Raw genomic sequence first — 18,076 nt, forward strand, 5'->3', positions numbered from 1 at the left:
GATGATTCTGATAGCGATGGGTGTGTCGGGCGCGGGCAAGACGCTGATTGGCGAAATGCTGGCGGAGAAGCTGAAGTGCGACTTTACCGATGGCGACGCGTTTCACAGCGAAGCCAACAAGGAAAAAATGCATCACGGCATTCCCTTGACAGACGAGGACCGCTGGCCGTGGCTGCGAACGATTCGCGCGGCGATCGAGAAAGAACAGCAGGCCGGGCGCACGGCGGTGTTTACGTGCTCATCGCTGAAGCGTTCGTATCGCGACATCCTGCGCGCGGGCGACAGGGATGTGTGCTTCGTCTACCTGAAAGGGTCGCGCGAAGTGCTGCATGAGCGGCTGCAGACGCGCACCGGGCATTTCTTCGATCCGTCGCTCCTGCAAAGCCAGCTCGACACGCTCGAAGAGCCGGCTGCGGACGAAGCGATCACCGTCAGTATCGAACTGTCGCCGGAAGAAATCGTCGATGACGTGCTGAAGCAGATTCAGGCGCGTTGATTGACGCCTGTGTCTTCGGGCAGCACAGCACGCAAAAAAAGGCGCTCCACGGAGCGCCTTTTCTATTCCGGCATGAAGCGGAGAACCGCGCTTTATGCGATCCGCTTCGCCAGTTCCACCGCCTTGCCGACGTACGAGGCGGGGGTCATCGCGAGCAGGCGCTCCTTCGCGTCGGCCGGAATGGCGAGGCCTTTGATGAAAGCCTGCAGGCCTTCACGGGTAATGCCCTTGCCGCGCGTCAGTTCCTTCAGCTGTTCGTAGGGGTTCTCGATGCCGTAACGGCGCATGACGGTTTGCACCGGCTCAGCCAGCACTTCCCAGCAGTTGTCGAGATCTTCGTTCAGACGCTGCGCGTTCACTTCGAGCTTGTCGAGGCCGCGGATCAGCGAGTCATACGCGAGCAGCGAATAGCCGAACGCGACGCCGATGTTGCGCAGCACCGTCGAGTCCGTCAGGTCGCGCTGCCAGCGCGAGATCGGCAGCTTGTCGGCGAGGTGACGCAGCGTTGCGTTGGCGAGGCCGAGGTTGCCTTCCGAGTTCTCGAAGTCGATCGGGTTGACCTTGTGCGGCATCGTCGACGAACCGATTTCACCGGCCTTCGTCCGCTGTTTGAAGTAGCCGACCGAGATGTAGCCCCACACGTCGCGGTCGAGGTCGAGCAGGATCGTGTTCGCGCGCGACACGGCATCGAACAGCTCGGCCATATAGTCGTGCGGTTCGATCTGGATCGTGTACGGATTGAACGTGAGCTTCAGACGCTGTTGGACCACTTCGCGCGAGAACGCTTCCCAGTCGAATTCCGGATACGCCGAAAGGTGGGCGTTGAAGTTGCCGACCGCACCGTTCATCTTGCCGAGCAGTTCGACCTTCGCGATGCGTTCGATCGCGCGTTCGAGGCGCGCCGCGACGTTGGCGATTTCCTTGCCGAGCGTCGTCGGGCTGGCCGGCTGGCCGTGCGTGCGCGACAGCATCGGCTGCGCAGCCTGCGCGTGGGCGAGTGCGACGAGGCGCGCGTGCACCGAGCGCAGCGCCGGAATGATCACGTGTTCGCGCGCGCCGGCCAGCATCAGGCCGTGCGACGTGTTGTTGATGTCTTCAGACGTGCAGGCGAAATGGATGAATTCGCTCGCACGTTCGAGTTCCGGCTGACCCTTCACCGATTCCTTGAGCCAGTATTCGACCGCCTTCACGTCATGGTTCGTGACGCGTTCGATGTCCTTGATACGTGCCGCGTCGTGCGCGGTGAAGCGCTCGACGAGTTGCAGCAGGAACTGCTCCGACGCATCGGAAAAACGCGGCACCTCGGCGAAACCGGCGCGCGACAGGGCGATCAGCCAATGAATTTCGACCATCACGCGATGGCGCATGAAGGCGGCTTCCGAGAGCCAGTCGCGCAGCGCTTCGGTTTTCGCGGCATAGCGGCCGTCGAGCGGAGAGAGCGCGGTCAGGGCGAAGAGGGTGTCGGGGCGGGTGTCGGACATGATGGGGGCGGGGACGGAAGGTGAGGATCAGAAAGCGGAGTAACCCGGAATTTTACCACTGGCGCGCAGGGGTGCCTTTCGAAGGGCACGACCCAACGCTACGCCGCTAGAATGCTGAGTTCTTTTTCCTCTTTCGCCGCTCACCGGCAGAGTCCGCATGGAACTGAAATGGCTCGAAGACTTCGTCTCGCTGGCGGAAACCCGCAGTTTCAGCCGCTCGGCTGAGTTGCGGCACGTGACGCAACCCGCCTTTTCGCGCCGGATCCAGGCGCTCGAGGCGTGGCTGGGCACGGAACTGATCGATCGTTCGGTCTATCCGACGCGCCTGACTTCCGCCGGACAGGTGTTCTACGAGCAGGCGCTCGCGATGCTGTCGCAGTTCCACGAAGCGCGCACGCTGTTGCGCGGCCACACCGCGACGCCCGCCGCGACGATCGAATTCGCGGTGCCGCATACCTTGTCGCTGACATATTTTCCGAAGTGGTTGCAGCGTATCGAGGCCAGGCTGGGCTCCGTGCACACGCGGCTGCGCGCACTGAACGTGCACGATGCGGTGCTTTCGCTGGTGGAAGGTGGCTGCGATCTGGTGATGGGTTATCACCATCCGAGTCATCCGGTGGCGCTCGATCCGGCGCGCTACGACATGCTGACGCTCGGCGTCGAGGAAATCAGTCCGTTCTCGGCGCCGGGCCGCGCCGGGCGGCCCCGGCACACGCTACCCGGCACGCCCGACGCCCCCGCGCCCTATCTGTCGTACACGCCGAACGCGTACCTCGGGCGCATGACCGAGGTGATCATCGCGAATGCGCCGGCCCGCCTGTACCTTGATCGTGTCTACGAAACGGACATGGCCGAAGGATTGAAAGCAATGGCGCTCGCTGGCCACGGGCTTGCCTTCCTGCCGCATAGCGCGGTCGAGGACGCCGTCGCGGAAGGTCATCTGATCCGCCTCGATCGCGCATCGCGGGGCGTCCCACAGGGGCAGTTCTCGCTGACGATGGAGATTCGCCTGTACCGGGACAAGCTCGCGGCGCAGGGCGACGATCCTCGCCAGGTGCTGGTGCGGCAGCTGTGGGACATCGTCACAGCGGAGCTTGCGCAGGGATCGCAGTAAGTCGCCGCGTTGCGTCCGGCCAGGCGCCTGCTTCCTGCAGGTGGCTACCACGCATCCATGCGACACACTTTTTCGTTTTTTAAACGTTATGCAAGAAAAACATAACGGGATGATCAAACGGCATTGGATTTAGCCTGAGCGTTTTTCGACAATGGCGTCATTCCGATCGACGCCGGAGCGTTCATGTCATCTCAACCGCAGTCCGCAGCATCCTCGCAATCCATCCCGTCCTACCTGCATAGCGACGATCTTGGCCCCTGGGGCAACTATCTTCGTCAGGTCGACCGCGTAGCGCCCTATCTCGGTTCGCTGTCGCGCTGGCTCGAAACCCTGAAGCGGCCAAAGCGGATTCTGATCGTCGATGTGCCTATCGAACTCGATAACGGCACGGTCGCTCACTTCGAAGGCTATCGCGTGCAGCACAACGTTTCGCGTGGTCCGGGCAAGGGCGGTGTGCGTTATCACCAGGACGTGACACTGTCGGAAGTGATGGCGCTGTCCGCGTGGATGTCGGTCAAGAACGCGGCGGTCAACGTGCCGTACGGCGGCGCGAAAGGCGGCATCCGTCTCGATCCGCGCAAGCTTTCGCGTGGCGAACTGGAGCGCGTGACGCGCCGCTACACCAGCGAAATCGGCATCATCATCGGGCCGAACACCGATATCCCCGCGCCGGACGTGAACACGAACGAGCAGATCATGGCGTGGATGATGGACACGTACTCGATGAACCAGGGCCAGACGGCCACGGGTGTCGTGACCGGCAAGCCGATCACGCTCGGCGGTTCGCTCGGCCGTCGTGAAGCGACGGGCCGCGGCGTGTTCGTGGTCGGTTGCGAAGCGGCACGCCGGATCGGCTTCGACATCGAAGGCGCACGTATCGCCGTGCAGGGCTTCGGCAACGTCGGCGGGATCGCGGCGCGCCTGTTCCAGGAGGCGGGCGCGAAGGTCGTCGCCGTGCAGGATCACACGGGAACGCTTTACAGGTCGTCGGGCATCGACGCCGGGGCGCTCCTCGAACACGTCGCGAAGACGGGCGGCGTGGGCGGTTACCCCGAAGCCGACACGATCGCAAACGAAGATTTCTGGGGCATCGAGTCGGACATCCTGATTCCGGCCGCGCTCGAAAACCAGATCACCGAGAAGAACGCGTCGAAAATCCGTACGAAGATCATCGTCGAAGGCGCGAACGGCCCGACCACGACCGCGGCCGACGACATCCTCCATGACAAGGGCATCCTCGTGATTCCGGACGTGGTCGCGAATGCGGGCGGCGTCACGGTGTCGTACTTCGAATGGGTGCAGGATTTCTCGAGCTTCTTCTGGACCGAAGACGAGATCAACCAGCGCCTCGAGCGCGTGATGCGCGAAGCATTTGCGGCGGTGTGGCAGGTGTCGAGCGAACAGAACGTTTCGGTGCGTACGGCTGCGTTCATCGTCGCATGTAAGCGGATCCTGCAGGCGCGGGAAATGCGCGGCCTGTACCCCTGAGCGACAGGTTTTCAGGCTGTAAATCGCACCAGGTGACATCATGAAAGCGGGCGGCATTGAAAGATGCCGCCCGCTTTCGCCTGCGTGCGGCGTAAAAGGGTGTTGGGTGCACGCATCAGATACGCTAAAACATGGTTAACAGGCATTACTTTCAGAATGGTTACCTTGTTAAACTGGCGCCGGTTCTTGCCAAGGAGTTCACAACATGAAGATTAAAAAAGCTGCGCTGCTTCTCGCGACACTGGGTCTGTTTGCCGTTGGCGCGCACGCGCAGGACGCGGGCACCCTGAAGAAAATCAAGGATACGGGCGTGATTTCGCTGGGGCACCGCGAATCGTCGATTCCTTTTTCTTACTATGATGACAAGCAGAATGTCGTCGGCTATTCGCAGGAGTTCGCGCTGAAGGTGGTGGATGCCATCAAGCAGAAGCTCAACATGCCGGATCTGAAGGTCAAGCTGACGCCGGTGACGTCGCAAAACCGCATTCCGCTGGTTCAGAATGGCACGATCGATCTCGAGTGCGGATCGACGACGAACAACGCCGAGCGCCAGCAACAGGTGGCGTTCTCGAACACGATTTTCGTGATCGGCACCCGTCTGATGACGAAGAAAGATTCGGGCATCAAGGACTGGACGGACCTGAAGGGCAAGACCGTCGTAACCACGGCCGGCACCACGTCCGAGCGCCTGCTTCGCAAGATGAACCAGGACAAGAACATGGGCATGAACATCATCAGCGCGAAGGACCACGGCGAGTCGTTCCTGACGCTGTCGACGGGCCGTGCCGCCGCGTTCATGATGGACGATGCGCTGCTCGCCGGCGAACGCGCCAAATCGAACAATCCGGGCGACTTCGTGATCGTGGCCAGCCCACAGTCGCATGAAGCGTACGGTTGTATGCTGCGCAAGAACGATCCCGAGTTCAAGAAGGTCGTCGACGCTGCCATCGCGAAGGTCCAGACCTCGGGCGAAGCCGACGCGATCTACAAGAAGTGGTTTGAATCGCCGATTCCGCCGAAGGGTCTCAACCTGAACTTCCCGGAAAGCGATGACATCAAGGCGCTCTTCAAGAGCCCGAACGACAAGGCAATCGACTGATCGTCGCTGCTTCGCGCGTCAATTCAACGCGTCAGACGAAACGGAAGGGGCCACGCGCTTCTTCCGTTTCTTTTTGCTGGAGTCTTCGTCATGTCTTATCACTGGAACTGGGGCATTCTGCTGAGTCCGGTTTCGACCGGCGAGCCGACCACCTATCTGGGCTGGCTGTTGTCCGGCTTCTGGGTGACGATCACGGTGTCGCTGTCGGCCTGGGTGATCGCGCTTGTCGTTGGATCGTTCTTTGGCGTGCTGCGCACGGTGCCGAACAAATGGCTCTCGGGCGCGGGCACGGTCTATGTCGCGATTTTTCGCAACATTCCGCTGATCGTTCAGTTTTTCATCTGGTATCTCGTGATACCGGAACTGCTGCCGGTGTCCATCGGCACCTGGTACAAGCAGTTGCCGCCGAATGCGCAGTTCTTCTCGTCGTCGATCGTGTGCCTTGGGCTTTTCACCGCCGCGCGTGTGTGCGAGCAGGTGCGCTCGGGCATCAACGCACTGCCGCGTGGCCAGCGTGCGGCGGGTCTCGCGATGGGCTTCACGCAATGGCAGACGTACCGCTATGTGCTGTTACCTGTCGCGTACCGGATCATCGTGCCGCCGCTCACGTCCGAGTTTCTGAACATCTTCAAGAACTCGGCGGTCGCGTCGACAATCGGGCTGCTCGATCTGTCCGCCCAGGCGCGTCAGCTTGTCGACTACACGTCGCAGGCATATGAGTCGTTTATCGCGGTGACGCTCGCCTATGTGATCATCAACCTCGTCGTGATGCAGCTGATGCGTGTGATCGAACGCAAAACGCGGCTGCCTGGCTACATCGGAGGCAAGTGATGCATCATTTCGACTGGAGCAGTATTCCGGGCGCAATGCCCACGCTTTGGACCGGCGTCATTGTCACCTTCAAGATCACGCTGATCGCAATCGTCATCGGTATCGTGTGGGGTACCGTGCTCGCGATGATGCGGCTGTCGTCGTTCAAGCCGTTCCAGTGGTTCGCGAATGGCTACGTCACGGTTTTCCGCTCGATCCCGCTCGTGATGGTGCTGCTGTGGTTCTTCCTGATCGTGCCGCAGGTGCTGCAGAACGTGCTTGGACTGTCGCCGGACATCGATATCCGTCTGGCGTCGGCGATGGTCGCTTTCTCGCTCTTCGAGGCAGCTTACTATTCGGAAATCATCCGCGCCGGGATTCAGTCGGTGCCGCGCGGGCAGGTGAATGCGGCCTTCGCGCTCGGCATGGGTTATGGCCAGGCAATGCGCCTCGTCGTGCTGCCGCAGGCGTTTCGCGCGATGGTGCCGCTGCTGTTGACGCAGGCCATCGTGCTCTTTCAGGATACGTCGCTTGTCTACGTGATCAGCCTCGCGGATTTCTTCCGTACGGCCACGAATATTGGCGATCGTGACGGCACCAACGTCGAGATGGTACTGTTCGCGGGCGCGTGCTATTTCGTGATTTGTGTGCTCGCGTCGAGCCTTGTCAAAGGTCTTCAGAAAAAGGTCGCAAGATGATCTCCATCAAGAATGTTTCGAAGTGGTATGGACAGTTTCAGGTACTGACCGACTGCTCGACGGAAGTGAAAAAAGGCGAAGTGGTGGTGGTGTGCGGCCCGTCGGGTTCGGGCAAGTCCACGCTCATCAAGACGGTGAACGGCCTTGAGCCGTTCCAGAAGGGCGAGATCACGATCGACGGTCAATCGCTCACCGACAAAAAGACGAATCTGTCGAAGCTGCGCGCCAAGGTCGGCATGGTGTTCCAGCACTTCGAGCTGTTCCCGCATCTGTCGATTACCGAGAACCTGACGCTCGCGCAGATCAAGGTGCTCGGCCGTTCGAAAGACGAAGCCAATGCGAAGGGCCTGAAGCTGCTCGATCGCGTTGGCCTGCGTGCGCATGCGGACAAGTATCCGGGGCAGCTGTCGGGTGGTCAGCAACAGCGGGTGGCGATTGCGCGTGCGTTGTCGATGGACCCGATCGCGATGCTGTTCGACGAACCCACTTCCGCGCTCGATCCCGAGATGATCAACGAGGTACTCGACGTGATGGTCGAACTCGCGCAGGAAGGCATGACGATGATGTGCGTCACGCACGAAATGGGTTTTGCGAAGAAGGTCGCGCATCGCGTGATCTTCATGGACAAAGGTCTGATCGTTGAGGACGACCGCAAGGAAGAGTTCTTCGCGAATCCGAAGTCGGATCGTGCGAAGGATTTTCTGGCGAAGATCCTGCACTGAGTCTTGCGGGCGCTCGCGCTGGAAGTCGCAGCATTACAAAGCCGCTTCGGACGAAGCGGCTTTTTTATTGGCGGCGCGCGTGTTGCGTGTCAGGATTCGTAGGCTGCTGTGTCGTCCGCTTCGAGGTCGACCGTGTCATCGGCTGTCTGGCGAATGGTGGTCGCCGAGGCGGACGGATCGCTGGCGGGATCGCGCAACTTTTCGAGCACCGCCGGCGGCACCGGCACGTTCGCGCGGCCGATCACTTCACCGTGCTGGAACATCAGCAGGTCGCCGGGTTCGAACGCCGTCCAGACTTCGTTGTCCGTGAGCGGCTGCGTGGCGATCACCGCGACGCGGTCTTCCGGCGTGGTGTACTTCGCGAAATCGATCGATACGTCCGCATCGACCAGGTGCGCGGTCGAAAACGGCCAGCGCCGCACGAGATAGTGCAGGCGCGTCGAGCAGTGCGCGAACAGTGCCTGCCCGTTGGACATCAGGAAGTTGAACACGCCGAAATGCGTGATCTCTCGCGTCAAGGTCTCGAGCGCGGCGAACAGTTCGTCGAGCGGTGGCTGCGTGCCCGGGAACGCCTTGCGCAAGCCTTGCAGCAGCGCGCAGAACGCGAGTTCGCTATCCGTTGTGCCCACCGGTTGATAGACGCCCGTGAGGAACGGCTGGTAGTTCTGCAGGTCGCCGTTGTGCGCGAAGATCCAGTGACGGCCCCACAGTTCGCGCATGAACGGGTGGCAGTTCTCCAGCAGGATATGACCTTGCGTCGCCTTGCGGATATGCGCGATCGTGTTCTTCGACTTGATTGGATAGCGCTTCACCATCTCGGCAATCGGCGAAGTGGCTGACGATTGGTGGTCGATGAAGAGGCGGCAGGCCTTGTCCTCGAAGAAGGCGATGCCCCAACCGTCCGCGTGGTGATCGGTGACGCCGCCGCGCGCCGCGAAGCCGGTGAACGAGAACGTGACGTCCGTCGGCGCGGCGCAGTTCATTCCGAGTAGTTGGCACATGGTGCGGAAAGCCGGGCGGGTGAACGGGGTGACCCGTTACAATGATGATTTTCCAAGCATATCACCGGGTCAGAAGCGGCAAACAATCAAATTGACGGGTATTCAGGCCGCAACGTTGCGGTTTGCCCACATCGATTGAACTGCGCCATAGCGCCACTTTCGCCCGGTATTCCTCTCGCCATGACTGCTTCCAACGTTTCTCCGGATACCCTGACACTCGCCCGCCCCGACGACTGGCACCTTCACGTGCGTGATGGCGAGATGATGGCCGCGGTACTGCCGCACACCGCGCGTCAGTTCGGCCGCGCGATCATCATGCCGAACCTGAAGCCGCCCGTCACCACGACGGCCCAGGCACAGGCGTATCGCCAGCGAATCATCGCCGCGATTCCGGCGGGCGTGAACTTCGAACCGCTGATGACGCTGTACCTCACGGACAACACGCCGGCTGACGAAATCCGCCGCGCGCGCGAAAGCGGCTTCGTGCATGGCGTGAAACTGTATCCGGCGGGTGCGACGACCAACTCGGACGCTGGCGTCACGGACATCATGAAATGTGCGAAGACGCTTGAAGCGATGCAGGAAGCGGGCATGCCGCTTCTTGTGCATGGCGAGGTGACGGATTCGTCGATCGATCTGTTCGATCGCGAGAAGGTGTTCATCGATCGTGTGATGACGCCGGTGCGTCGCGCTTTCCCGGCGCTCAAGGTGGTGTTCGAACACATTACGACGAAGGATGCCGTCGACTACATCCGCGAAGCCGGCGCGCCCCCCGGCCTGCTCGGCGCGACGATTACGGCGCACCATCTGCTGTACAACCGCAACGCGATTTTCCAGGGCGGCATTCGCCCGCACTACTACTGTCTGCCGGTGCTGAAGCGCGAGACCCATCGCGTGGCGCTCGTCGAGGCGGCGACATCGGGCAATCCGCGATTTTTCCTCGGCACGGACAGCGCGCCGCATCCGAAAGGATTGAAGGAGCACGCGTGCGGCTGCGCGGGCTGTTATACGGCGCTGCACGCGCTGGAGCTGTACGCGGAAGCGTTCGACAAGGCTGGCGCGCTCGACAGGCTTGAAGGGTTCGCGAGTTTCTTCGGCGCGGACTTTTATGGTCTGCCGCGCAGCGGGGAGAAGGTGACGTTGCGTCGCGAACAATGGACGTTGCCGGCCGAGGTCGCTGTCGGCGATACGCCGGTGGTGCCGCTGCGCGGCGGCGAGCCGATTGGCTGGCGTCTTGTCTGAGGCGCGATGTGCTCTGAAGACGGGCGGGCAGCCACCGCCGAAGGTGTCATGTGCAATGTGCCTTCGGCCGGTACCGCGCCAGCGGGGGCGGAGGCACGTGGCCAGGTGGTCAAGCCGGGTTTCGAGCATATCGACTGGTCGACGCCGTGGTTTGCGCAGTTCGCCGCGCGCGGCGTGCGCTGGCAACAGGCGGCACTCGCCAGCGGGGCTGCGCTGCTTGCTGGAATGAACGAGGACGCGCGGCATTCCAGCCAGACGACGGGCCTTGGCGAGCGCCTCGCTTTCATTGCGCAGGAGGACCTGCCGGCTGGCTCGGCCTACGAGGCGCATATCGCATCGACCGGCTGTGTGCCGACCCGCCATAACCTGCATGACTTCTTTAACGCGCTCGTCTGGTTTCAGTTTCCGCGGATCAAGGCGGCGCTGAATGCGCGCCAGTCGGCGGCGATCGACGCACTGGGCGTCGGCCCGACGCGCGGGGCCACGCGTGACGCGCTGACGCTCTTCGACGAGAACGCCGTGCTGTTCGCCTGCGCCGATCCCGCGCTGAACGCGGCGCTGCGCGCGTTCGACTGGCAGACGCTGTTTGTCGCCGGTCGCGCGGCATGGGGTTCGGCGTGCGAAGTCCGGTGCTTCGGTCACGCATTGCTGGAAAAACTGATCACGCCATACAAGGCATGCACGGCGCACGCGTGGATCGTCGATGTGCCGCCAGCGTACTTCACATGGCCGGTCGCCGGGCGCGACGAGTGGCTCGACGCCGCGGTGAGCCTGGCGCTGTCAACGGCCGATCAACTGGGCGGGCGCGTCTTTGCGCCGCTTCCTGTTCTCGGCATTCCGGGCTGGTGGCCGGCAAACAAAGCGCCATCTTTCTATGACGACGTTGCGGTATTCCGCCGGGGCCGACGCGCTCGCTGATTCGCCACACCGCTATTTGTGCGCCTCGCACCGGCGGTTCGGCACGCCGGTGTTAGAATCCCCGCCAGCGAAGCAGGCCAGGCAGTCGCGGCCTCCGCGGCTTTAAGCCAACGAGGGCGAGGAAAGTCCGGACTCCACAGGGCAGGGTGATGGCTAACGGCCATCCGTGGTGACACGCGGAACAGGGCAACAGAAAGCAAACCGCCGATGGCCCGGCGCAAGCCGGGATCAGGTAAGGGTGAAACGGTGCGGTAAGAGCGCACCGCGGCTGCGGCGACGCAGACCGGCACGGTAACCTCCACCCGGAGCAATTCCAAGTAGGCAGGCGCGCATCTTCGAGATGCAGGACGGGGCCCCCGTCTCGTCTGCGGGTAGGAAGCTTGAGCGCGCCAGCAATGGCGTGCCTAGAGGAATGGCTGCCACGCGCGTCGCGTCTTCGGACGTGGCGCGTGCACAGAATCCGGCTTATCGGCCTGCTTTGCCACCTGAACAAAAAACGCCGGCGTCGAATCTCGACGCCGGCGTTTTGCATTGCGGCATGACCACTACTGCGGGCCCGTCGTGCGGAATCAGACCGCGACGATATCGAACGAGTGGGTCAACTCGGCCGTTTTGGCGATCATGATCGAAGCCGAGCAGTACTTGTCGTGCGACAGGTTGATCGCGCGTTCGACTGTCGCCGGATTCAGGTTCTTGCCCGTCACCGTAAAGTGGAAGTGGATTTTCGTGAAGACCTTCGGGTCTTCGCTGGCGCGTTCCGCCTTCAGCGTGACCGAGCAGCCGGCGATCTCCTGACGGCTTTTCTTCAGGATCATCACGACGTCGTAGGCCGTGCAGCCGCCCGTGCCCAGCAGAACCATTTCCATTGGACGCGGCGCGAGATTGCGGCCACCACCCTCCGGTGCTCCGTCCATCATGGCCAGATGGCCGCTGCCCGTTTCGGCGGCGAAAGCCATCCCGTCCTGCCCCATCCAGCTTACCTTGCATTCCATGCCTGTACTCCAGCGCGTGTCGCTTGAATTCGAGATGGGCATTGTAGCCCGGCGATTCAAGGTCCGCCCGAAGGGACGGCGACACTGCATGATGCTCGCTAAAACCTTGCGTGTTGCGCTGCGGCATGTCTGGTCGGCGTCGGATGCCCCTCTCGAAACCAGGGGTTTTGTTCTACTCGCCGAGCTCGCGAGTCCACGAAAAGGCCAAGATTTCGGTTGATTTATAAGGGTTTTTGCCTATTCAGGTGCCGGATGTTGTCGTTTTGCATCATGAAAACGGATTTCACCATGCAAATAATCTTGCGTTGCACAAGGTGGCCTCATATAATCGCATTCATTGGTTGACGCAGTTCGTCTACCTCAGCATGTCTCCTCCACCCTCCTCCTTTGGTGGATTAAGCCCGAGCCGCGAGTTCGGGCTTTTTTTCGCCGTCTGTCTTTCCTTTTCGCCGGATGTTTTGACTTGGCGCGGCAATTTCCTTTATAATTCAGGGCTTTTCCGCATATGCCCGCGGGAGAAGAACAGGGAGAGCCTGCACAGCGCCTCGATGCGCGACACCTAAGCAGGAAAAAAACACAGGGCAAAGCATTTTTATTTGGATCGATCATGAAGACGTTTTCCGCAAAAGCCCATGAGGTGACGCGCGAATGGTACGTGATTGACGCGACGGATAAGGTTCTCGGCCGTGTCGCCAGCGAAGTGGCACGCCGTCTTCGCGGCAAGCACAAGCCTGAGTTCACCCCGCACGTCGACACCGGTGATTTCATCATCGTTATCAACGCCGGCAAGCTGAAGGTCACGGGCAACAAGACCACAGACAAGAAGTATTATCGCCACTCGGGCTACCCGGGCGGTATCTATGAGACGACGTTCGGCAAGATGCAGGAACGCTTCCCGGGCCGTGCGCTCGAGAAGGCGGTCAAAGGCATGCTGCCGAAGGGCCCGCTCGGCTACGCGATGATCAAGAAGCTGAAGGTCTACGCCGAAGCAACGCATCCGCATTCGGCGCAACAGCCGAAAGCGCTCGAGATCTAAGGGGAGCCCACATGATCGGTAACTGGAACTACGGTACGGGCCGCCGCAAGAGCGCCGTCGCTCGTGTCTTCATCAAAGCAGGCAAGGGCGACATCGTTGTGAACGGCAAGCCCATCGCCGACTACTTCTCGCGCGAAACCTCGCTGATGATCGTGCGCCAGCCGCTGGAACTCACGAACCACGCTGTAACGTTCGACATCAAGGTGAACGTCTCGGGCGGCGGTGAAACGGGTCAGGCCGGTGCGGTTCGCCACGGCATCACCCGCGCGCTGATGGACTACGACGCAACGCTGAAGCCGGCTCTGTCGAACGCTGGCTTCGTGACGCGTGATGCACGTGAAGTCGAACGTAAGAAGGTCGGCTTCCACAAGGCACGCCGCAGGAAGCAATTCTCGAAGCGTTAATCGCTTCGGGCTGGTTTCGCTTATGGGGCAACCCGGGCGAAATCGCTGCAAAAAAGCCGCCAACGCATCTGCGAAGGCGGCTTTTTTCATTGGACAAAGTGCTCGGGCGCTCGCTCCACGCCCTCGTTGCGAAGGCGGACAAATATCGCTACAAGAACCCATTGATTTTATGGGGGTTCAGCACGATATCGAGATCAGCCCTACAATAGCGTCTAGAAGCTTTTTTGGAGAGTTCGAATGAACGCAGTCACCGACACCCCCGTGACCGAGATGCCGGGCCCCTTCGTTTTCACCGACGCAGCGGCTGACAAGGTCAAGCAACTGATCGACGAAGAAGGCAACCCGGAGCTGAAGCTGCGCGTTTTCGTGCAGGGCGGCGGCTGCTCGGGCTTTCAGTACGGTTTTACGTTCGACGAAGCCGTCAATGAAGACGACACCGTGATGAACAAGAGCGGCGTCCAGCTGCTGATCGACTCGATGAGCTACCAGTATCTGGTGGGCGCTGAGATCGACTACAAGGATGACATCAACGGTGCCCAGTTCGTGATCAAGAATCCGAACGCCACGACCACCTGCGGTTGCGGTTCGTCGTTCTCGGTCTGATTATCGACTGACGAAGCGGTTTGTCGAAAAAAACGGGGCTGAAAAGCCCCGTTTTTCATTTTTTGGCGAGCCTTCGCGTCCGCGAACGAACGCTGGCGGCGCGGCGGGCGGTCAGCGCGGATAGATCGCGCCCAGCACACGTTCTCCTGCCGCCCCGGTCACCGCCGGCAGGTTACCCGGCTGGCGCTCGACGCAGCGCATCGCCAGCCACGCGAAAGCAAGCGGCTCGACCTGATGCGGGGGCACGCCAAGCGCTTCGGTAGTCATCACCGGCACACCGCTGCATCCGCTTTCCTCGAATGTCGCCTGAAGGGCCTTCAGCAACTCGGGATTGCGGGCGCCGCCGCCGCACACGTACACGGCCCGACTGTCTGGCGCGTGGCGTTCGATCTCGCGGGCGACCGTGATTGCGGTCAGTGCGGTGAGCGTCGCCTGCACGTCCGCAGCACTGACCGACGTGAATGGCGCGAGCCTCGCGTCCAGCCATTCGGCATTGAACAGGTCGCGACCGGTGCTTTTGGGCGGCTGCTGCTCGAAGAACGGTTCATCCAGAAGCGCATGCAGCAATGGCCGGTGCACCTGGCCGCTGGCGGCGAGATGGCCGCCTTCGTCGTAAGGCTTGCCCAGGTGCCGCTGTGCCCACTCGTCGAGCAGCGCATTGGCAGGCCCGCAATCGAAGCCACGTACGCCGCCCGCAGCGCCGAGAATCGTGATGTTGCTGATTCCGCCCAGGTTGCAGACCACGCGGGTTTCCCCTTTTTTACCGAACACGGTTGCGTGGAAGGCCGGAACGAGCGGCGCACCCTGGCCGCCGGCGGCGACGTCGCGCGAGCGGAAGTCGGCGATCACGTCGATGTGCATCATTTCCGCGAGTAGCGCAGGGTTATTGATCTGTCGCGTATAGCCTTTTTCGGGCCGGTGCCGCACGGTCTGGCCGTGCACGCCGATCGCGCGCACCGCCGTCGCGGACAGGTTGCCGCCGCGCAACAGTTCATGGCAGCACACGGTATAGCGGGCGGCGAGTGCGTTCGCCGCCAGCGCCTCGCGCTCGATCTCATTGTCGCCGGGTTGTTGCAGGGCAAACAGCGCGTCCCGCAAGCCCTCCGAAAAGCCGACGAACGCTTCCGAGCGCACCACGGGCGGCTTGCCCTTCGGGAATTCAACCGCGATGCCGTCGACGCCATCCATGCTGGTGCCCGACATCAATCCGAAATACACGCCGCCGTCTGTCGTCTCTCGCGCCACGTTCTGCTCCTTCTATCGTTGCGAACCGTTTTAACAGATTATCAGCGCGACAGGCCGTGCGGATAGGCACACGGCCTGGAAAGATCGGCTTTGCGGGGTGAATCACGTAAAATCCGGTGTCCGTCCCGGCGCTGGCCGCCCGCGCCAACTATGGGACAATCTCTCTTTTCGACGTCACGTTCCAGCATGAGCACCGAGTCCACTTCCAAGCCCAGTCCCGCCTTTCCGATCACCGACGAAGTGCGTCACGCGCTCGGTGTCACGAAACGCGGCGTCGACGAGTTGCTGATCGAGGACGAGTTCGCGCAGAAGCTCGCGCGCAGCGCGGCCACCGGCAAGCCGCTGCGCATCAAGCTGGGCCTCGACCCGACCGCGCCGGACATCCATATCGGCCACACGGTCGTGCTGAACAAGATGCGCCAGTTGCAGAACCTCGGGCACACGGTAATCTTCCTGATCGGCGATTTCACGTCGCTGATCGGAGATCCGTCGGGCCGTAACGCGACGCGTCCGCCGCTCACGCGCGAACAGATCGAATCGAACGCGAAAACCTATTTCGATCAGGCCGCGCTCGTGCTCGACCGTGAGAAGACCGAGATCCGCTACAACAGCGAATGGTCGATGCCGCTCGGCGCCGACGGGATGATCAAGCTCGCTTCGCGCTACACGGTCGCGCGAATCCTCGAGCGCGAGGATTTCACCCGGCGCTTTCAGGGCGGTGTACCGATTTCGATCCACGAATTCCTGTATCCGCTGATGCAGGGTTACGACTCGGTCGCGCTGAACGCGGACCTCGAACTGGGCGGCACGGACCAGAAGTTCAATCTGCTGGTCGGCCGTGAGCTGCAGAAGCAGTATGGCCAGGAACAGCAGTGCATCCTGACGATGCCGCTGCTCGAAGGTCTCGATGGCGTCGAGAAGATGTCGAAGTCGAAGAACAACTACATCGGCATCAGCGAAAAACCGACCGACATGTTCGGCAAGCTGATGAGCATCTCCGATGTGCTCATGTGGCGTTACTTCGAACTGCTGTCGTTCCGTCCGATGGACGAGATCGCCGGCTTCAGACGCGAAGCGGAAGCGGGCCGCAATCCACGCGATTTCAAGGTGATGCTGGCGCAGGAAATCGTCGAACGTTTCCATTCGGCCGTCGACGCCGAGCGCGCGCTCGAAGACTTCAATCATCGCGCGAAGGGTGGCGTGCCGGACGACATTCCGTCGCTAACGCTTGCGGGCGCGCCGCTGGCGGTCGGGCAACTGCTGAAGCAGGCCGGACTCGTGCCGTCGACGAGCGAGGCGCTGCGCAATATCGAGCAGGGTGGCGTCAAGATCGACGGCGCGACGGTGTCCGATAAGGGTTTGAAGATCGAAGCCGGCGAGTTCGTCGTGCAGGTTGGCAAGCGCCGCTTTGCGCGCGTGACGTTGACGGCTTGACCGGCTTGATGCGCATGGTGGCCGCCCCGTTTGTCGCGCTTAAGGAGCACGTCGCTTGATCGCGCTGATTCAACGGGTGCGGCGCGCCGAAGTGCGTGTCGACGATCGCGTGACGGGGGCGATTGAGGCAGGTCTGCTCGCGCTTGTCTGCGCGGAGCGCGGCGACACCGATGCCGTCGCCGACAAGCTGCTCGCCAGGTTGCTCGGCTATCGTGTGTTTAGCGACGCGGCGGGCAAGATGAACCTGTCCTTGCAGAACATCGACGGCGCGGGTCGGGCGGGTGGTTTGCTGCTCGTCTCGCAATTCACGCTGGCCGCCGATACGAACAGTGGTCTGCGTCCGAGCTTCACGCCGGCTGCGCCGCCCGATGAGGGACGGCGCCTTTTTGACTATTTCGTCGCAGCCGCACGGGCAAAGCATCCAGTCGTAGAGACGGGCGAATTCGGCGCGGATATGCAGGTGTCGCTCGTCAATGACGGCCCAGTCACGTTCTGGCTTCAGACACGTCCCTGAAGCCTTTCGTTGTCCGCCGTCGCATTTTGCGACAATGGCGGCTCCGTATCCGATCCAGGCATGCTTTCCTATGTCCACCCAGGTCATCTTCATCCGGCACGGCGAGACCGACTGGAATCGCATCAAACGCATCCAGGGCCACATCGATATACCCCTCGCGACAAGCGGCGTCGAGCAGGCGCAGAAACTCGCGCAACGGCTTGAAGGTGAAGTGAAGCAGGGCGCGCGGCTGGATGCGATCTATTCGAGCGACCTGATACGCGCGCAGCAGACCGCGCAGCCCATAGCGAGTGCGCTCGGCTTGCCACTTCAGCTACGTAAAGGCTTGCGTGAGCGGCAATACGGTGCTTTCCAGGGCCACGACAGCGACGAGATTGCCGGGCGCTTTCCCGATGAATATGCCCATTGGCAAACACGTGACCCGGGTTTCGCGCCACCGGACGGCGAATCGCAGCGCGCGTTCTATCATCGCGTACTGCACGCGATCGAACCGATCATCGCCGCGCACCGCGGAGGGCGCATCGCGTGCGTTGCGCACGGTGGCGTGCTTGATTGCGTGTACCGGTTTGCGAACGGTTTGTCGCTCGAAGCACCGCGTACCTATTCGTTGCTCAATACGAGCATGAATGTGGTGGACTTCGACGGCGCTGCGGCGACGGTTGTTACGTGGGCTGACGTTGAGCACCTGGGTGGCCACAGTCAGGACGATAACCTTAGGAAAGTGGCCCAGCCCGGGCGGTGATCAGAGCGCCAGAGGGTTCTGTGCAGGGCGCGCGCCG

General features: G+C 61.7%; 19 protein-coding genes and 1 other RNA gene. 16 read left to right on the forward strand and 4 right to left on the reverse strand.

The genetic code is table 11. From position 1 onward, the window contains the following. Window position 1: 1 nt before the first annotated feature. Window positions 2-496, forward strand: coding sequence for a gluconokinase (locus tag P3T23_RS18600; RefSeq protein WP_429317621.1), 495 nt, complete (start codon window positions 2-4; stop codon window positions 494-496). 92 nt (window positions 497-588) lie between these two features. Here P3T23_RS18600 and purB read toward each other — a convergent pair whose 3' ends face one another. Continuing rightward, window positions 589-1,977 (reverse strand): adenylosuccinate lyase, encoded by a 1,389-nt coding sequence (gene purB, locus P3T23_RS18605; RefSeq protein ID WP_429317622.1) that lies wholly within the window; start codon window positions 1,975-1,977, stop codon window positions 589-591. A 157-nt stretch (window positions 1,978-2,134) separates the two neighbouring features. Between purB and P3T23_RS18610 the strand changes: the two genes are divergently transcribed. The 6 genes from P3T23_RS18610 (at window position 2,135) to P3T23_RS18635 (ending at window position 7,908) form a co-directional block, all read left to right on the forward strand. Then, window positions 2,135-3,091 (forward strand): LysR family transcriptional regulator, encoded by a 957-nt coding sequence (locus tag P3T23_RS18610; protein ID WP_429317623.1) that lies wholly within the window; start codon window positions 2,135-2,137, stop codon window positions 3,089-3,091. A 183-nt stretch (window positions 3,092-3,274) separates the two neighbouring features. Beyond that, entirely contained in the window at window positions 3,275-4,579 is a 1,305-nt protein-coding gene (locus P3T23_RS18615; protein WP_429317624.1) for a Glu/Leu/Phe/Val family dehydrogenase, read from the forward strand. Between the two features lie 205 nt (window positions 4,580-4,784). After that, window positions 4,785-5,678: a glutamate/aspartate ABC transporter substrate-binding protein gene (locus tag P3T23_RS18620; protein WP_429317625.1), complete on the forward strand. Its 894-nt coding sequence runs from the start codon at window positions 4,785-4,787 to the stop codon at window positions 5,676-5,678. A gap of 90 nt (window positions 5,679-5,768) precedes the next feature. Next, window positions 5,769-6,509 carry an amino acid ABC transporter permease gene (locus tag P3T23_RS18625; protein WP_429317626.1) on the forward strand — a complete coding sequence of 247 codons (741 nt, stop codon included), beginning with the start codon at window positions 5,769-5,771 and terminating at the stop codon, window positions 6,507-6,509. Continuing rightward, a complete protein-coding gene (gltK, locus tag P3T23_RS18630; protein ID WP_429317627.1) occupies window positions 6,509-7,186 on the forward strand; it encodes a glutamate/aspartate ABC transporter permease GltK in 678 nt (225 codons plus the stop codon). The genes P3T23_RS18625 and gltK overlap by 1 nt, the downstream gene beginning before the upstream one ends. Next, window positions 7,183-7,908: an amino acid ABC transporter ATP-binding protein gene (locus P3T23_RS18635; RefSeq protein WP_429317628.1), complete on the forward strand. Its 726-nt coding sequence runs from the start codon at window positions 7,183-7,185 to the stop codon at window positions 7,906-7,908. Before gltK ends, P3T23_RS18635 begins: the two co-directional genes overlap by 4 nt. 89 nt (window positions 7,909-7,997) lie before the next feature. Here P3T23_RS18635 and P3T23_RS18640 read toward each other — a convergent pair whose 3' ends face one another. Beyond that, entirely contained in the window at window positions 7,998-8,909 is a 912-nt protein-coding gene (locus P3T23_RS18640; protein WP_429317629.1) for a class II glutamine amidotransferase, read from the reverse strand. Between the two features lie 180 nt (window positions 8,910-9,089). Between P3T23_RS18640 and pyrC the strand changes: the two genes are divergently transcribed. The 3 genes from pyrC (at window position 9,090) to rnpB (ending at window position 11,553) form a co-directional block, all read left to right on the forward strand. Further along, entirely contained in the window at window positions 9,090-10,151 is a 1,062-nt protein-coding gene (gene pyrC, locus P3T23_RS18645; protein ID WP_429317630.1) for a dihydroorotase, read from the forward strand. Window positions 10,152-10,157: 6 nt separating this feature from the next. Next, window positions 10,158-11,069 (forward strand): DUF3025 domain-containing protein, encoded by a 912-nt coding sequence (locus P3T23_RS18650; protein WP_429317631.1) that lies wholly within the window; start codon window positions 10,158-10,160, stop codon window positions 11,067-11,069. Between the two features lie 69 nt (window positions 11,070-11,138). Beyond that, window positions 11,139-11,553, forward strand: an RNA gene (gene rnpB, locus P3T23_RS18655) — RNase P RNA component class A. Between the two features lie 85 nt (window positions 11,554-11,638). On the opposite strand, the gene P3T23_RS18660 is transcribed toward rnpB, so the two are convergent. Further along, the gene (locus P3T23_RS18660; RefSeq protein ID WP_429317632.1) at window positions 11,639-12,061 is read right to left on the reverse strand and encodes an OsmC family protein; all 423 of its coding nucleotides are present in this window, start codon (window positions 12,059-12,061) and stop codon (window positions 11,639-11,641) included. Between the two features lie 607 nt (window positions 12,062-12,668). On the opposite strand from P3T23_RS18660, the gene rplM reads away from it, so the two are divergent. The 3 genes from rplM to erpA all read left to right on the forward strand — a co-directional run bounded on the left by rplM (window position 12,669) and on the right by erpA (window position 14,104). Then, entirely contained in the window at window positions 12,669-13,097 is a 429-nt protein-coding gene (gene rplM, locus P3T23_RS18665) for a 50S ribosomal protein L13 (RefSeq protein ID WP_075158980.1), read from the forward strand. Window positions 13,098-13,108: 11 nt separating this feature from the next. After that, the gene (rpsI, locus tag P3T23_RS18670) at window positions 13,109-13,501 is read left to right on the forward strand and encodes a 30S ribosomal protein S9 (RefSeq protein WP_133660959.1); all 393 of its coding nucleotides are present in this window, start codon (window positions 13,109-13,111) and stop codon (window positions 13,499-13,501) included. A 237-nt stretch (window positions 13,502-13,738) separates the two neighbouring features. Beyond that, a complete protein-coding gene (erpA, locus tag P3T23_RS18675) occupies window positions 13,739-14,104 on the forward strand; it encodes an iron-sulfur cluster insertion protein ErpA (RefSeq protein ID WP_429317633.1) in 366 nt (121 codons plus the stop codon). Window positions 14,105-14,215: 111 nt separating this feature from the next. Here erpA and P3T23_RS18680 read toward each other — a convergent pair whose 3' ends face one another. Further along, window positions 14,216-15,349 (reverse strand): anhydro-N-acetylmuramic acid kinase, encoded by a 1,134-nt coding sequence (locus tag P3T23_RS18680; RefSeq protein WP_429317634.1) that lies wholly within the window; start codon window positions 15,347-15,349, stop codon window positions 14,216-14,218. 186 nt (window positions 15,350-15,535) lie between these two features. On the opposite strand from P3T23_RS18680, the gene tyrS reads away from it, so the two are divergent. The 3 genes from tyrS to P3T23_RS18695 all read left to right on the forward strand — a co-directional run bounded on the left by tyrS (window position 15,536) and on the right by P3T23_RS18695 (window position 18,039). Continuing rightward, entirely contained in the window at window positions 15,536-16,783 is a 1,248-nt protein-coding gene (tyrS, locus tag P3T23_RS18685; RefSeq protein WP_429317635.1) for a tyrosine--tRNA ligase, read from the forward strand. A gap of 55 nt (window positions 16,784-16,838) precedes the next feature. Beyond that, entirely contained in the window at window positions 16,839-17,297 is a 459-nt protein-coding gene (dtd, locus tag P3T23_RS18690; RefSeq protein ID WP_429317636.1) for a D-aminoacyl-tRNA deacylase, read from the forward strand. Window positions 17,298-17,367: 70 nt separating this feature from the next. Continuing rightward, window positions 17,368-18,039 (forward strand): histidine phosphatase family protein, encoded by a 672-nt coding sequence (locus tag P3T23_RS18695; RefSeq protein WP_429317637.1) that lies wholly within the window; start codon window positions 17,368-17,370, stop codon window positions 18,037-18,039. Window positions 18,040-18,076 lie beyond the last annotated feature (37 nt).

This window comes from Paraburkholderia sp. GAS448 (assembly GCF_050435685.1).
Lineage (GTDB): Bacteria > Pseudomonadota > Gammaproteobacteria > Burkholderiales > Burkholderiaceae > Paraburkholderia.